Source organism: Luteolibacter sp. SL250, from assembly GCF_026625605.1.
GTDB lineage: Bacteria > Verrucomicrobiota > Verrucomicrobiia > Verrucomicrobiales > Akkermansiaceae > Luteolibacter.
Genome location: NZ_CP113054.1, coordinates 956,435 through 971,478 on the forward strand (window position 1 = coordinate 956,435; position 15,044 = coordinate 971,478).

The window sequence follows — 15,044 nt, forward strand, 5'->3', positions numbered from 1 at the left end:
CGGTAATCAGGCAGCCGGTGGAAGCTGCCCTCCACCGAGGATCGCTTCCGTCATCCGCAGGGCTTCGAGGTTGGTCCTGACGCTGTGGACACGATGGAGCAGGACGCCTTTTTCCCTGCCCAGCGAGGTGAGCGCGGCGGTCGGCCATTCGCGTGCCTCCAGTGCGGTTTCACCGAGCAGAACCCCGAGGAATGACTTCCGGGATACCCCCAGCAGCAGCGGGCGGTTGTGAGCGGCCAGATCCCCGAGAGAACGCAGCAGGGCCAGGTTGTGATCCAGGGTCTTTCCGAAGCCGATGCCCGGATCGAAGCAGAGTGCCTCCGGATGGATCCCGGCGGATGTCAGCGAAGCGTGGCGTTCCTCGAAAAACCCACGGATCTCCCGGACCACATCCCCGTAGGTGGGGGCCAGTTGCATGGTGCGCGGCTGGCCCTGCATGTGCATGACCACCACGCCGCATCCGCTGGCGGCACACACCGCCACCATCGCCGGATCCCGCAGACCGCAGACGTCATTGACGATGTCCGCCCCGGCGGTGAGCGCGGCTTCCGCCACGGCAGCCTTTGAGGTGTCGATGGAGATCCATCCGTCCCATTCCGCCCGCAGCGCGCGGATGATGGGGGCCGTCCGGGCGATTTCATCCTGTTCCGGGACCTCCGCGGCACCAGGGCGGGTGGACTCTCCGCCGATGTCGATGATCTCCGCGCCTTCGGAGATCATCCGCCGGGCGTGCTCCATGGCCGTGCCGGGGCCGTTGTTGAGACCTCCGTCCGAGAATGAATCCGGGGTCGTGTTCAGGATGCCCATGATCCGTCCGCGGCGGCTCAGGTCCATGGGATGGCGGCGTGTTCTCCAGATCATGTGTTAGAACTGGCTGCTTGCAGTCCAGCAGCGGCGCGCCTAGTCTGGCCGCCATGATCCGGATCGCAAACTGGAAAATCGTATGGGTTTCCCTGTCTCTGCTTGGTGGCCACGCATCCGCCAACGAGCTGGACGCGGTCGATGGCCCGAACGTCCGGGTGATGAAGAACGAGGATGGCGGACAGACGATTTTCAGCCGCTCTGCGGACAAGCGGACCCTCACCAAGAAGACCTTCAAAGGCGGCAACCTCGCCATGGTCGCCATCTACCGGATGGATGTGCATGGCAACCCGATGAGCTGCAAGATCATCGACGGCCAGCAGAACGAACTGTTCAAGGTCAGCTATGGCTATCACCGGGAGACCGGACAACTTCTGGAGGAGCGCATGTTCGACTCCCGCGTGAAGCGGATCAACAAGGACACCGGAAAGGAACAGCCGGTCCAGCGCCTGATCTACCTCCCTGATCCCCAGGGCAACCGCGGCCAGCCCATCGCCATCAATCTCCTGCCCGGCAAGAAATTCCAAGACGTCTTCGGCGAGAAGAGCACCGCTCTGGACGCGAATCCGTTCGATGATGGAAAGGCGGCGAGGCCCGCGAATCCGAATGCGCGCGGTGTGGGCAGGGGCAACTGATCCGGAGAGACCGTGCTTTCTCCAAAGACGCTGCTCCCCATTCTGATCGGCACCGCGGTCGGAGCCGGAGGTATTTTCCAGGGACTCCAGTGGAGGGCGGTTGGTGGATCCGCGGGGGACGCCGGCGGGCTTGAGAACCAACTCCGGATCGCCACGGAGGAAAACAACATCCTCCGCCGTGAGAATGAATCTCTGCGGTCCCTTGCCCAAGGGGGAGGGGAAGTCTCCGTGCCCCAGGAACTGGTGGACCGCGTCGAAAAGGAATTCGGCCTCCGCTTCAAATCCACCCCGGTGGTCCACCGCATCAGCAATGATGATCTGCGGGAGAGGATCTCGGCATCCTTTGAGAGTGGCTTCGGGCCGGGCGGGCTGGACTACCGCCAGGAGGCGTATGGCTTGATCGGCTGGTTGATGCCGGAGGACAAGCTGCTGGTGCAACTCACCGCGGTGAGATCCGTCGGCGCGCGCGGCTGGTTCGATGGTGAAACGGGTGAAGGCTGGCTGACGGACCGGTTCCAGATGGAGAATGTCCCGGACCAGGCGGCGCTGCTGCGGGTGGTGGTGAGGATCCTCCTCCACCAGAATTTTCCTCCTCCGCCGGAGTATCCCGGTGATGACGCCGCGCGTGCCCGGGAGGCCCTGCACCAAGGCGCGGCTTCCGCCAGCGAAGCGAAGTACTACGCGGAGCAGGCGAGGATGAGCGGCTTCATTCCCATGGCGGATACGTCGGAGACGGAGCGGGTCATGGACCAGTTGTCCCCCTTCATCCAGGAACTGACGATGTTTCCCCTGACGGATGGCGCGGCCTATGTGAACGCACTGAAGGGCGAAGGTCCGGAAAAGCTGGCGGACGCATTGCGGAATCCGCCGCGGACGACCAAAGCCATCCTCATGCCGGGTTCCGACGTCAACGAGCCGGAGCTTCTAGGGATGCCCGCCGTGGAGATGGAGCCATTCATGAGCGACAGGGCCGGGGAACTCGGCCTGCGCCTATGGCTGGAGGCTCTGGGGGATGCTGGTGCCGCGCTGGAAATCTCATCCGGCTGGAAGAACGACCGCTATCTGTTTTTCCCGGAGAGCGAGACCCAGTCCGCGGTCGTGTGGGACGTCGTCCTGGAGTCGAAAGAGGTCGCCGACCGATTCCAGGAGGCGGCTTTGAACCACGTCTCGGCCACGGCCATGAAAGAGGATGTTCCCGCGCTGGACCAGCCGGTGGAGGCGCTCAACAAGCGGTTCCTGATGGTCTCGCGGGTCGGAGATGACCGGGTCCGTTTCCTCAACACCGTGAAGAAGGAGACGGCCCTCGGCCTGAAAGGCTCAGGAGCGCCTTGATAGGGCGAATATCCCTCCACCGGCGGCTGCCGCCACGATGGCGATCCACAACCACGCCGGTGGACCGGAGCTGGCCTCCAGATCATCATACCTGCCCGTGGATTCCCGCTTGGCCTGGGCGGTAGGGGACGGGGTGATGAGGTCCGCCACGGTGAGCGGGCCGTTTCCCGCGTCTTTCCTTACTTCCGCCACCTCTGCGGCGGTGATGGCGGGGGCATCATTGCCGAATGACGAACGGACGAATGTGAGTACCGTGGCGATGTCTTCGTCCGACTGGTGGCCGAGCGCCGGCATTCCACCGGGGAAGTGATAGTCCACCCCTTTTACCTTGATCGGTCCCTGCAGCCCCAGCAACTGGATCAGGATGAGGTTCCTGGCGGGTCCATTGACCCATTCGGAGCCAGCCAACGGTGGTCCCAGATTGGTTCCTTCCCCGCTCTGACCGTGGCAGGCGGCGCACAGCGTGTATTTGGAGAATCCCTCATTGCCGGAGGCAGGGATGGAGGATAGCGCGGAGGCCAGAAGGAGGGCTGGAAGTGCTTTTGGCACGGGGAAGCGAAGAGGAGGTGGAAAGCGATGCGGAAAAGAAAAAGCCGGAGTCCGTAGGGAACGGACTCCGGCCGGTGATTGTTTCAGGAGCTCAGTTTGCTTTCGGAAGCGCCGGAGGATTCTTCGGATCGTAGGGGATCGGCTTCGGACCCGGCTTCTGGGCCTTCGGTTCCTTCTGCAGTGAGGAGAGCCATGCCACGAGATCGCGGACTTCGGCCGGTTTCAGCAGATACTCCATCGGCGGCATGGCGGATGCGACGGGCGGGATCTCGGCGAGATCGGCCTTTTTCACACGGTAGACCTTGCCGGAGACATTGATGTCCAGGTGGTCGGCGGTTTCTTCGGCCAACATGCCACCCAGCGTCGTCTTGTCCTTGAACGTCACGCTGACCACGCCGAAGCCGGGAGCGATCTTCGCGCTCGGCTGGACGATTGCTTCGAGGATGTAGTGATTGTCGTGGCGCTTGCCCATGCCGAACAGGTTCGGACCGGCTTCACCGCCTGCGGCGTGGCTGTCATCGCTGGCGCGGTGGCAGCGCATGCACTGGCCGCCCGGGTGGGACGAGAACAGCGAGAAGCCGTTCTTCGCGTCACCGCCCTCGAGGGCGATGTTCCACTTGGTGAGTGGGTCGGCGTTTCCGGCGATGGCCTTGTCGAAGGCCGCGACGGCGGCGGCGACGGCGGGATCCTTGCGCGTTTTGGCGCCTTCCAGCAGTTCGATGGCGGAGGCGGACTTGCCTGCGGCGGCCTGAAGGGCGGTGAGGTGCTTCACGAAGAACGCATCCACTTCCGTCCCGGGGATGGTGGCCAGGATGGTCCATGCCTTCTGGGAGCGTTCGGCGTTCTTGGAATCCGCAGCCGTCTGCAGCGGAGCGATGGCTCCCTGGGGATCACTTTTGGAAAGGCCGGTGAGCGCGGAAAGAGCGACTTCATTCGCGGGATCCGTGGCGATTTTCGCCAGGAACGCGTTGAGATCGGCGGGCTTGCGCTCCGCAAGCAGTTCCAGGCCCTTCGCCCGGGCCTCCGCAGGCACCTTGTCATTCGTGATCAGGCTGCGGAGCGTGCCTTCGTCGAGCGATTTGGTGTCCAGTTTGTAGTGTTCCATGAAGCCGAGAGCGGCGGTCAGGATGAACCCGTCCTGCTTCAGGAGACCTGGCAGCGCCGCGTTGAGCGTCGGCTGGATGTCCTTGACGTCACGCGGAGGCAGCGGCCGGAAGTTGCCGGTGAGCTGGTCGTTGGTGTGTGGCTCCGTCCAGATGGAGATGAGGCGCAGCGCCTCTTCCCGCACTTCCTTCGGCATGTCCGCGTTCTTCGCCACGTTCAGCACGCGTTGGAGGTTCTGCGCGTCACCGATGCGGAACGAGTTGTGGATCAGGCGGCGCAGCATGAATGGCGTCCATTTCCGCGCCTCCAGGTTGTCGAGCAGCTTGGCGGCTTCCGGCCGTTGGGCGACCAGATCGTTGTCATAGATCGCACGGACGGCTTCGTCGGAAACGGTGGGGTCGGAGTCCAGGGCCATCAGCGAGACCTTGGGGTCATGGAGGCGGCGCAGGGCCACCACTGCGGCGAGGCGGACTGCGGGGGAGTTGTCATCTTTCAGCGCGAAGATCTGGGCTCCTTTCCGGCCGAGCAACTCCAGCGCATAGATACCGGCGTGGCGGAGGAAGACATCCTTGTTGTTGTTCTCGCGGAGCATCTCACAGATGGTGCTGAACTGGCCGATGGAACCCAGGCGGCCGATGGCGATGGCGGCCTCAGCCCGGACGCGGAGGGATTTGTCCCTGGTCAGCACGCCGAGTGGCAGTTCATCTCCAGGAACGCCTGCCGAGGCGATCGCGCGGATTGCCTGAACGCGGGTTTCCTCATCGTCATTCTCGAGATACCGGGCGATCACCTGCGCGGCGGTCACCCTGGAACGGATGTCTGGCAGAGTCCCGAAGCCATCGCTGGAGGGGGAGGGGACCGCACCGCGGCGGGCCAGGATTCCCAGACCCCAGAGGCCGTGGATGCGCTCGGTCTGTTCGACGGAAAGAACGGCGTCGGTGAAGGTCTTGAGGGCTTCCGGTTTCCGGGAAATCGCGATTTGCGCGCGCAGGCGGACCCGGAGGTCCGGGTGGCGGAGCAGCTTGAGGCACTCCGCCGCGCTGAGCTTGTCGATGCCTTCCTTGATCAGCTTGCCGGCTTCGGCGGCTTCCTTCGCGCGCCAGGTCTTGTCACCAGCGCTGAGAGCCAGGATCCGGCCCTTGTCGTGGGAGGTCCAGCCGTTCATGAAGTCGCTGATGAGCAGTTTTCCGTCGTAGGAATATTCCACATCGGTGACGCCCACACCCCAGACCAGCTTGCGGTTGTCGGTCATCTCCATGCCCGCGCCGCTGGGCTTCATCTCGAAGGAGAAGATGCCGGAGTTCGTGCTGCCGCCACGGTAGTCGGTGATGATGAAACGGTTCGCTTCGGTTTCCAGGAAACCGGTGCCCGGGTGGTAGGCGAGGCCGGACGGGCCGGCGGTGAGGTGGGCGACCGCTGGGATGATGTAGGCAGGCTGCGTGGTGTTCTGGAGGTGCCACATCTTTTCGTCCATCCAGCGGCTTGGCGGGTGGATGGCCAGACCGATCTGGCGGTGGAAGGTGTGCATCGTCTGGTGCTCCATCTGCCAGCCGGTGTCTCCACCTTCGACCAGATAGACGACGCGGGCGGCGTCGCCCTGGTCGGAGTTGTTGTCCACCGAGAACGGGTTGCCCAGCGCGTCGAAGGCGATTTCCTTCGGATTGCGGAGACCGGTGTGGAAGATCTCGAAGCCGGTGCCGTCCGGTTCGAAGCGGAAGGCGACGCCTTCGTTCGGGTAGTGGTACTTTTTGCCCTCCTTCGTGGTGAAGCTGAGGCCACGGTCACCGCAGGTGCCGTAGATGCGGCCATCCGGGCCGAGCGCGAAGCCGTTGAGGTCGTGGCCGGAGATCGACACGCGGACGCCGAAGCCGTCTTCCACGACCTTTTTCTGGTCCGCCACGCCGTCTCCGTTTTCATCCCGCAGCGCCCAGATCTTGGGAATACAAGCGAAGTAAGTCGTGCCTTCGAAGGCGAAGACGCCGGCACCGGTGCCATCGAGGACGTCGTTGAAACCATCCGCGAAGACGGTGGAGGTCTCGTAGACCCCGTCGCCGTCCTTGTCCACCAGCTTGCGGACGAGTTCGGACTTCTCCGTCATCGACTGGATGCTGACTTTCTCTTTCCACTTGTCGTGCATCTTCCGGCGGTCGCCGGTGGTCTGGCTCTGCAGGTCGTCCAAGTACCAGTAGAGGTGCTCGCGGTTGTCCTGGACGCCGAAGCGGAAGCGGTGGGTTTCCGAGATGAAGATGTTGTTCTGCTCGTCCACGGCGAGCGCGGTGGGGGAGATGGTTTTCTGATCCTTCCAGTCCGCGATGACCTTCAGCGTCGTGTTTTCCGGGATAGTCACGCCGGGCATGTTCGGGTCGTTGACCAAGCCCGGGGAGTAGGCTTTGCCGCCGCGGGTGCTGGCGGGGAACTTCTGGTTCGGGTAGTCGGTGAAAATGAAATGGTCCGCGGCGATGATGCCCCAGGCTCCCTTCGCCTCATCAAGGATGCGGATCTGGGCTTTCTTACCCTTGAAGTCGCGCACATCCCAGACGGTGGCGCGCATTTCCAGATCGTTCTTGCCGACCGCTTCGCGGACGACCTTGCCATCCACCAGCAATTGGACGGCGGTTTTGCCAGGCTGGTTGCCGCCGCCGACGAGGAAGGCGATGTAGGGCTCAGGAAGCGTGATTTCCGCGGAAGTCAGGGAGCCGGTCGCGTCATCGCCGCCATGGGCTGAGATGACCAGATACTCACCGGAGTAGCCTTTGAACTCGCTCTTCATCTCCTGGGTTTTGCCGGAAACCGGAGCGACACCGAAGGCCTTGCCTTCAAATTTCCAGTCATCGAAACCGTCGCTGTTGAAGGTCTGGAAAACTTTGGTGGCCGCGTGCAGCGGGGTGGTGACCGCCACGGTGGCGACGAGCGATTTGACGATTCGATTCATGCGGGATGGGTTGGAGAGTTGAAGAACTAATGCCGCGTTTCCCGGTTGCCAAGGAGGGAGTCGGGGCGGAATCGCGGGTTCCGGAGGCTGCCGGGCCCCATTATACCGGCGGAAAGCGCGGAACCTTCGCCGTTTTCCGCAAAATTTCCCGGAAAATGGGCATTCGGAAAGGCTGAGACGGCGATGATTGGTTTTCTTCTCCTTCTGCCGGTTCAGTTGTCCGCCGGATGCGGATTTTGATTGGGGAAAACCCACCTTCCGGATAGGTCCGGGAGCATGCGGTTTTCCCTGTTCCTTCTGCTGTCATCGGTGCTGGCCCATGCTTCGGAGCCGGCTTCCGGATTCCGTCCGGACAAGCTTGGAGAGATGGATGCGGCGGTTGAGCGCACTATCTCTGAAGGAAAGATCCCCGGCGGCGTCCTGTGGCTGGAAACCAGGAACGGACGGCATTCCAAGGCGTTCGGCCAACGGGCGGTTGTGCCAGCGCGCGAAGAGATGACGGTGGACACCGTTTTCGACGCCGCTTCGCTGACGAAGGTGGTGGCAACCACCACGGCGGTCATGAAGCTTCATGAGGGAGGAAAGATCGACCTGGAGGAGAAACTTGTCAGCTACCTGCCGGAGATGGGAGAGGGGGGAAAGGCGGCCATCACGGTGAGGCAGTTGCTGACCCATACTTCCGGCCTGCGGGCGGGGATTTCCTCCCGGGGCGACTGGAGCGGCCTGGCCGGGGCCTTGGGGGAGATCCGGAAAGAAGAGCCGACGGATGTTCCGGGTGGCGCCTACCGTTACAGTGACATCAATTTCATCCTGTTGGGGGCCATTGTGGAGCGGGTGACCGGGGAAGGGCTGGAGGTCTTCTGCGCGCGGGAGATTTTCACACCGCTGGGCATGACGCGGAGTGGATACCTGCCCAAGGTGGCGGCGGACACCGCCCCTACGGAAAAGCTGGCGGATGGCACCGTCCTGCGGGGCGTGGTGCATGACCCCACCGCCCGGAAAATGGGAGGGGTGGCGGGTCACGCCGGCCTCTTCACCACGGCGGAAGACCTGGCGAAGTTTTCCCGGATGATGCTCTCCGGTGGTGGAACCATCCTGAAGCCCGAAACGGTCAGGTTGATGACCTCCGTGCAGACGCCGGACTGGCTCCCCCGGCGCGGCCTGGGATGGGACATCGACTCCCCCTACACCGGGTTGCGGGGGAACCTGCTGCCCATCGGCGGATATGGCCATACCGGATGGACGGGGACCAGCCTGTGGATCGATCCATTTTCCCGGACCTTCATCATTTTCCTGTCGAACCGGAACCATCCGTCCGGCGGCAACTCCCTCCTCCTCCAGCGGGAACTGGGGACGCTCGCGGCCCAGGCGGTGGCGGACTACAATTTCCTCTACGTTCCGGATGCCCTGCCGGTGGATCCGAAGAAAAACCTGCCCCCGGCGGTGGCTCCGGTGCCGGTCCTGAACGGCATCGATGTTCTGGAGCGCGAGGGCTTCGCCCGACTGAAGGGCATGAAGATCGGACTGGTGACGAATCACACGGGTCAGGACCGGGGGCGGAAGTCCACCATCGATTTGCTCCACAAGGCGGATGGGGTGGAGCTGAAGGTTCTGTTCAGCCCGGAACACGGCATCCGCGGCGAGCAGGACCATGAGAAGATCACCGACACGAAGGACCAGGGAACGGGGCTTCCGGTGAAGAGCCTCTACGGGAAAACCCGTAGTCCCCTGCCCGCGGATCTGGAGGGCCTGGATGCGCTCGTTTTCGACATCCAGGACATCGGCTGCCGGTTCTACACCTACATCTCGACCATGGCGAACTGCATCGAACAGGCTGGGAAATCGAAGTTGAAGTTCATCGTGCTGGACCGGGTGAACCCCATCGGCCCGGCGGTGGAGGGGCCGGTGCTCACGGAGGAGCGGAGTTTCATCGCCACCCATGAGATCCCCGTGCGGCATGGCATGACGGTGGGGGAGTTGGCGCTGATGATCAACGGCGAGCGGAAGTCCGGCGCGGAGGTGGAGGTGGTGAAGTGCGAAGGCGCCGGGCTGCAGTGGTATGACCGCTGCGGGCTGCCATGGAGGAACCCGTCACCGAACATGCGGAGCCTGGAGGCTGCCACCCTCTATCCCGGCGTGGGGCTGCTGGAGTTCTGCGACATCAGCGTGGGACGGGGGACGGATGCGCCTTTCTCGTTGGTGGGAGCGCCGTATGTCGATGAACTGAAGTTCGCGGGGGAACTGACCCGGGCCGGACTGCCGGGCGTCGGGTTTGTGCCTGTCCGGTACACCCCGGTGGCCAGCGTGTTCAAAGGGAAGGAATGTGGCGGAGTCCGCATCCAGATCACGAACCGTGACGCATTCCGGTCGGTGGACCTGGGGGTGGTGATGGCCTCGGCCTTCCACCGGCTTTACGGAAAACAGGCGGGAATTTCCAAGATACTCAAGCTGACGGGGGACCGCCCGACGGTGGACGCGATCCTTGCGGGGAAGAGCCTGGATGAGATCCGCGTGGCGTGGGAGCCGGGGTTGCGGGCCTTTTCCGCGGTGCGCGCACCCTATCTTCTCTATCCGCGGTGAGGTGAGTTGCGTGCTTGCGGGTGGCGGAGTGTTCGCATAGACCTGTAGTGAACCACAAATAAAGATCATGGACTGGAAGGATCGCGAGGGGAGCGGGAACATGGAAGACGCACGGGGCCGGACCGGAGGAGGTGGCGGATTCGGTGGTGGTGGCGGCGGGATGTTCGGCATCCTCACGCTGATCGGGCGGACCTTCGGGATCAAAGGGATCCTGGTCGCCGTGGTCGCCGGGGTTGTTCTGTGGAAATGCGGCATCATCAACCCTCTCCAGCTTTCGGGTGGTGGCTCCGGCGGAGGGAGCGAGTGGGCGGAGACACCGGCGGACAAGGAAAGCTACGAGTTCGTCAGCCGGGTGCTCAGAGGCACGGAGAAAGTGTGGCAGGCTGAGTTCGCCCGGCATGGCATGCAGTATGTCGAGCCGAAGCTGGTGGTCTTCCGAAGCAATGTCGCCACCGCTTGCGGCACCGGCAGCGCGGCGATGGGGCCTTTCTACTGTCCCGCGGACCAACAGATCTACATCGATCTGAGCTTCTTCGATGAGCTGGCGAGGACGTTCAACTCGCCGGGGGATTTCGCCCAAGCTTACGTGATCGCCCACGAGGTTGGCCACCACGTGCAGAAGTTGCTGGGCGATTCCGACAAGGTGTCGGCGATGCGCGGCCGCCCGGACTACAACCAGTATTCCGTGCGGCTGGAGCTCCAGGCGGACTTCTATGCCGGGATGTGGGCGCGGCAGTCGGTGGAGTATTTCAACCTGGACAAGAGCGACATCGAGGAGGCGATGCGCGCCGCGAACGCCATCGGTGATGATGCGATCCAGAAGAAGCAGCAGGGCAAGATCGTCCCCCATGCCTTCACCCACGGAACTTCGGAACAGCGCATGAGGTGGTTCAAGAAAGGCCTCGACAGTGGAAAGATGGAGGACGGCGACACGTTCTCGATGCCCTACCAGAGCCTCTGACCCAGTTTTCCCAAACCCATTCATGAACCGACGTCCATTCATCAAACTCGCCGTGGGGGCCTCGCTGGCCTCCGTCTATTCCAGAGCCCAGGAAGCGCAGGCGGAGCCGAAGAAGCTCGGCTGGGCGCTGGTGGGCCTCGGTTCGCTCAGCAAGAACCAGATCGCGCCCGCATTGCTGAAGTCGAAGCATTCCAGGCTGGCGGCCGTGGTGACGGGCACTCCGGCGAAGGGCGTGGAGTGGCGGGAGAAATACGGCCTTGCGGAGAACAAGGTCTACAATTACGAGAATTTCGACAAGATCATCGAGGACAAGGACGTGGATGTGGTCTACATCGTCCTGCCGAACTCGATGCACCATGAATACGTGCTGCGCGCGGCGAAGGCGGGCAAGCATGTCTTCTGCGAGAAGCCGATGGCGAACACCGCGAAGGAGTGCCGCGAGATGATCGCCGCCTGCGAGAAGGCAAAGGTGCTGCTGGGCGTGGCCTACCGCTGCCAGTTCGAGGCGCACCACCTGGAGGCCATCCGTTTCGGGCGGGAGAAGGTGTTCGGCGCCCTGAAGCATGTGAACGCGGAGTTCGGCTTCAAGATCGGGGATCCGAAGCAGTGGCGCCTGCGCAAGGATCTGGCGGGTGGCGGAGCGCTGATGGATGTGGGTGTCTATGCGCTCAACGCCTGCCGCTATCTGACGGGCGAGGAACCGGTGGAAATCTCCGCGCTGGAGACGAAGACGGACCCGGTGAAGTTCGCGGAGGTGGATGAAACCATCACCTGGCAGATGAAGTTCGCCTCCGGGATCACGGCGAACTGCATGACGACCTACAATTTCAACGGTGCGAACAACTTCACCGTGACGGCGGAGAAAGGCCGCTACGGGATGGGCCCTGCCTATGGCTACAGCGGCCAGACCGGGTGGACCTCGGACGCGAAGGTTCCGTTCGCCTTCCCTCCGTCCGACCACTTCGTGCTGGAGATGGATGCCTTTTCGGAAGCCATCATCAACGGCAAGCCGTTCGCGGTTCCGGGTGAGGAAGGACTGAAGGACCTGCTGGCCGTGGAGGCGATCTACCGTTCGATCAAGAACGGCAAGCCGGAGGCGGTTGAAAAGGCGTGATCGAGCGAAAGTCGTGGTAACTTCGCTGCTCAGGCAGGTGCACAGATCTTCCAGATCGCGAAGGCTGCGGAGGCGGCGCAGGCGGCGAGCGCCAGTGAACCACCGATGCGGTCGGTGAGCGTGGACTGCGGGCGGTTGACCGAGGAGGACTTCGGGAAAACGATCGCGGCGTACACCATGCCCGCGACCAATCCTCCGGCGTGCGCGGCGTTGTCGATGAAGCGGTGCCCGATCAGGCCGATGACGGCTGTCAGGAACACGGCGGCGGCCAACCTCCTGCGGGCGGAGCGGGGGACGAGCCGTGCATGCAGGGTTTCGAAGACCAGCAGGAAGCCCAGCCAACCCATGAGCCCGCCGGATGCGCCGACGGAGTCGGCGTTCCTGAGGAACTGGGCGGATGCCTGTCCGCCGACGACCGCGGAAAAGAGGAACACCATCGGCAGGTGCGGCCACCGGGCGAACACCTCCAGCCGTTTGCCCAGGTAGAGGAGGGCGGCGGCATTCATCAGGAAGTGGATGGGATGCCCGTGCATGAACGGGGCCGTGAAAAGCCGCCACCATTCCCCGGCTCGGTAGGCATCTTTCACCAATCCAGCGGCCTTGATGCTGGATTGCGGCCCGTCCGGGAGAAGCTGGGCAAGCCCGACAAGGGTGATCAGTCCGAGGAACACATAAGTGAACGGGGCTTTCTGCCGCTCCAGCCATGTCTCGAACCGCATGGCAGGGACCGCTTCGGAAAGACCGGCCGGGGTGCTGAAACGGCCCTGCTCGTTGTAGCGTTTCCGCGCCTGGTACCACGGGATCAGGACGAACATCACCAGGAACAGGAAGCCGATCTCAATGAAGCCATGGTTGAGCGTGGCGCGGAGCGCCTTGCCCATTGAGTCCAGCGCACCGAAGGACGAGGTGCCGCTCACGAGGCGGTATTGGCCGAAAAAGACCCAGGCGAAGACGATGCTGAAAAACGTCAGCCCCCTCCGCAAACGGGAGGTGTAGTGATCCAGATCACCGCGTGCCCACTTCGCCCGGGATGCGGACACGGCATCATTCAGGGCGGGGACTTCCTCCGGGAGCACCATCCGCGGCGTTTCCGGAGTCCAGACCAAGGAGACATTACCCCCTTCGTCGGTGAGGACCGCCTGGGAAAGCTCCTCCGGGGAGGCGCAAAGCGTGCGCTTGTCCTTGGAGTCGGCCCATCCCCAGCCCCCCGGTGCCTCGGGGAATGCGGTGTCACGCGCCCAGACGGGCATCGTGGGGGTATCGGCGGCGGGATCGTTCACGCCGCTGGAAGCGTCACTGCCCCTCCGGTTTTTCTGTTGGAGCCGGCGCAGGCGCGGATTCCGGAGCAGGTGCTGGGGCCGGAGCAGTTGCTTCGGGAGCAGGGGCGGGTGCCGGTGCTTCCGGGGCAGGAGCCGGAGCGGGTGCCTCGGGAGTGGCGGGCGTTACCGGAGCGGGTGCCGTTTCAGGAAGGTCGTCGGTGAGGGATTTGGGCTTTTCCGCTTCAGCGGGAACCGCCGGCGCTTCAGCAGCGGGCTTGGCGGACTTCGGAGCGAGCAGGGAGTTCTTCCGGTTCTGGAAGCCGATGAGGATCGCCAGCAGGAGGCTGAGGATGAAGAACGCCGAAGCGAGATAGACCGTGCCGCGTTGCAGGACGTTGGTGGTCCGGGCACCGAAGACCTGGTCGGTCACGCCCGCACCGAAGGCGGCGCCGAGACCCTCCTGTTTCGGGCGCTGCATCAGGATGACGAGGGTCATCAGGACGCAGACGAAAACAAACACGACGAGCAACAGGTTGATGCTGATCGAGAGGTAATTGATCGCGGCGAAGGTCATGGGCGGCGGACTATGATGGTCGTTCCGGGGCTTGTAAAGCGGGGTTTTTCCGCCGGATTCCGGCTTGAAATCATGGTTTGATCCGCCTCAGGCCGGGCTTGCGGGGTGACAAATGCCTCCTATAAAGGCGGTCATGCGTGAGATTTTCGCTTCGGTCCGTGTGAGGGGCATTCTGCGTCTGGCGGTGGCGGCATGCGGCCTGCTGGCCATCCAGCCCGCCGCCGGGGCGGAGGTCGGTGAAACCCAGGTCCTGAAATGGAAGGACGGAAAGAAAGCCGTTTTCCTGCTCGCCTTCGATGACAGTTGCCCGACCCACCTCACCAACGTGATCCCGGAGCTGGAGAAGCGGAGCATCGTGGGGAATTTCTACATTGTCCCCGGGAAGGGAACCCTGCCCCCGAAAAAGGCCCAGTGGGACAAGGTGGTGTCCAGTCCAGTCGTCGCGCTGCAGAACCACACGTTCACCCACGTGGGTGCGACCGATGTCGCCCAACTGGATGAGGAGTTCGCCAAGGCGAACGAAGCGATCAAGGCCTTCACCCCCGGGAAGAAATGGCCGCGGTTGATCGGCTACGGCCAACCCGGCGGAGTCCCGTGGAAAGTGTCCAAGGAAGAGGTGGCCACACTTCTCGCAAAGCACCACCTGGTGGAGCGTCCTCCCTTCTGGGGGCCTCCCATCCACCAGAAGTCCGCGGAGGAATGCGTCGCCACCATCGACAAGGCGTTGGCGTCCGGGGAGATGGGGCACCTCGACATGCACGGGGTGGGAGGAGATTGGCTGGTCACGCCGGTGGAGTGGTTCACCGCCATCCTGGACAAGCTGGATGCGGAAAGGGAGAACCTCTGGGTCGCTGACGTCGTCCACTACATCCAGTACAAGAAGGAGCGCGAAAGTGCCGAGGTGAAGGTGCTGCAAACCGTCCCGCGTGGCATCCGGCTCACCCTCACCACGAAGGAGGATCCGGCATTCTACGACCTGCCGCTCACTCTCGAAACCACCGTCCCAGCCGATTGGAAAGCCTGCACCGTCAAGCAGGGGGAACTGGAGAAGACGGTGGCGGTGAAGGACGGTCTCGTTCGCTATGATGCCGTCCCCGGAGCCGGGGAGATCCGCCTGCTGGCGAAATAACTTTCCCCATCCAT

The 15,044-nt window shown here is 63.3% G+C and carries 11 protein-coding genes; 6 read left to right on the forward strand and 5 right to left on the reverse strand.

The window, feature by feature from the left end; translation table 11 throughout:
* Positions 1-6: 6 nt before the first annotated feature.
* Positions 7-834 carry a dihydropteroate synthase gene (gene folP, locus OVA24_RS04275; RefSeq protein ID WP_267673838.1) on the reverse strand — a complete coding sequence of 276 codons (828 nt, stop codon included), beginning with the start codon at positions 832-834 and terminating at the stop codon, positions 7-9.
* An 80-nt stretch (positions 835-914) separates the two neighbouring features.
* Here folP and OVA24_RS04280 point away from each other — a divergent pair, with 80 nt between their 5' ends.
* Positions 915-1,496, forward strand: coding sequence for a hypothetical protein (locus tag OVA24_RS04280; protein ID WP_267673840.1), 582 nt, complete (start codon positions 915-917; stop codon positions 1,494-1,496).
* Positions 1,497-1,508: 12 nt separating this feature from the next.
* Positions 1,509-2,828 carry a hypothetical protein gene (locus tag OVA24_RS04285; RefSeq protein ID WP_267673842.1) on the forward strand — a complete coding sequence of 440 codons (1,320 nt, stop codon included), beginning with the start codon at positions 1,509-1,511 and terminating at the stop codon, positions 2,826-2,828.
* Here OVA24_RS04285 and OVA24_RS04290 read toward each other — a convergent pair.
* The gene (locus tag OVA24_RS04290) at positions 2,814-3,377 is read right to left on the reverse strand and encodes a c-type cytochrome (protein WP_267673843.1); all 564 of its coding nucleotides are present in this window, start codon (positions 3,375-3,377) and stop codon (positions 2,814-2,816) included. The two genes, OVA24_RS04285 and OVA24_RS04290, sit on opposite strands and share 15 nt — an antisense overlap.
* A gap of 91 nt (positions 3,378-3,468) precedes the next feature.
* Positions 3,469-7,413 carry a DUF7133 domain-containing protein gene (locus tag OVA24_RS04295; RefSeq protein ID WP_267673844.1) on the reverse strand — a complete coding sequence of 1,315 codons (3,945 nt, stop codon included), beginning with the start codon at positions 7,411-7,413 and terminating at the stop codon, positions 3,469-3,471.
* Positions 7,414-7,689: 276 nt separating this feature from the next.
* Between OVA24_RS04295 and OVA24_RS04300 the strand changes: the two genes are divergently transcribed.
* The 3 genes from OVA24_RS04300 (at position 7,690) to OVA24_RS04310 (ending at position 12,068) form a co-directional block, all read left to right on the forward strand.
* The gene (locus tag OVA24_RS04300; RefSeq protein WP_267673846.1) at positions 7,690-9,993 is read left to right on the forward strand and encodes an exo-beta-N-acetylmuramidase NamZ domain-containing protein; all 2,304 of its coding nucleotides are present in this window, start codon (positions 7,690-7,692) and stop codon (positions 9,991-9,993) included.
* 67 nt (positions 9,994-10,060) lie between these two features.
* Positions 10,061-10,954, forward strand: coding sequence for a KPN_02809 family neutral zinc metallopeptidase (locus tag OVA24_RS04305; RefSeq protein WP_267673848.1), 894 nt, complete (start codon positions 10,061-10,063; stop codon positions 10,952-10,954).
* A gap of 22 nt (positions 10,955-10,976) precedes the next feature.
* Complete coding sequence (locus OVA24_RS04310; protein ID WP_267673850.1) at positions 10,977-12,068, forward strand: Gfo/Idh/MocA family protein; 1,092 nt, start codon at positions 10,977-10,979, stop codon at positions 12,066-12,068.
* 29 nt (positions 12,069-12,097) lie between these two features.
* On the opposite strand, the gene OVA24_RS04315 is transcribed toward OVA24_RS04310, so the two are convergent.
* Together OVA24_RS04315 and secG are read right to left on the reverse strand one after the other, a co-directional pair.
* Entirely contained in the window at positions 12,098-13,348 is a 1,251-nt protein-coding gene (locus OVA24_RS04315) for a rhomboid family intramembrane serine protease (RefSeq protein WP_267673852.1), read from the reverse strand.
* A 13-nt stretch (positions 13,349-13,361) separates the two neighbouring features.
* Positions 13,362-13,901, reverse strand: a complete 540-nt coding sequence (gene secG / locus OVA24_RS04320; RefSeq protein WP_267673854.1) for a preprotein translocase subunit SecG — start codon at positions 13,899-13,901, stop codon at positions 13,362-13,364.
* Positions 13,902-14,034: 133 nt separating this feature from the next.
* Between secG and OVA24_RS04325 the strand changes: the two genes are divergently transcribed.
* Positions 14,035-15,030 carry a polysaccharide deacetylase family protein gene (locus OVA24_RS04325; protein WP_267673856.1) on the forward strand — a complete coding sequence of 332 codons (996 nt, stop codon included), beginning with the start codon at positions 14,035-14,037 and terminating at the stop codon, positions 15,028-15,030.
* Positions 15,031-15,044 lie beyond the last annotated feature (14 nt).

What these genes read in the sequence shown, in the direction of transcription:
- OVA24_RS04280 (WP_267673840.1), top strand. Translation starts at nt 915, where the DNA reads ATGATCCGGATCGCAAACTGGAAAATCGTATGGGTTTCCCTGTCTCTG.
- OVA24_RS04295 (WP_267673844.1), bottom strand. Translation starts at nt 7,413, where the DNA reads ATGAATCGAATCGTCAAATCGCTCGTCGCCACCGTGGCGGTCACCACC.
- OVA24_RS04325 (WP_267673856.1), top strand. Translation starts at nt 14,035, where the DNA reads ATGCGTGAGATTTTCGCTTCGGTCCGTGTGAGGGGCATTCTGCGTCTG.
- folP (WP_267673838.1), bottom strand. Translation starts at nt 834, where the DNA reads ATGGACCTGAGCCGCCGCGGACGGATCATGGGCATCCTGAACACGACC.
- OVA24_RS04300 (WP_267673846.1), top strand. Translation starts at nt 7,690, where the DNA reads ATGCGGTTTTCCCTGTTCCTTCTGCTGTCATCGGTGCTGGCCCATGCT.
- OVA24_RS04310 (WP_267673850.1), top strand. Translation starts at nt 10,977, where the DNA reads ATGAACCGACGTCCATTCATCAAACTCGCCGTGGGGGCCTCGCTGGCC.
- secG (WP_267673854.1), bottom strand. Translation starts at nt 13,901, where the DNA reads ATGACCTTCGCCGCGATCAATTACCTCTCGATCAGCATCAACCTGTTG.
- OVA24_RS04305 (WP_267673848.1), top strand. Translation starts at nt 10,061, where the DNA reads ATGGACTGGAAGGATCGCGAGGGGAGCGGGAACATGGAAGACGCACGG.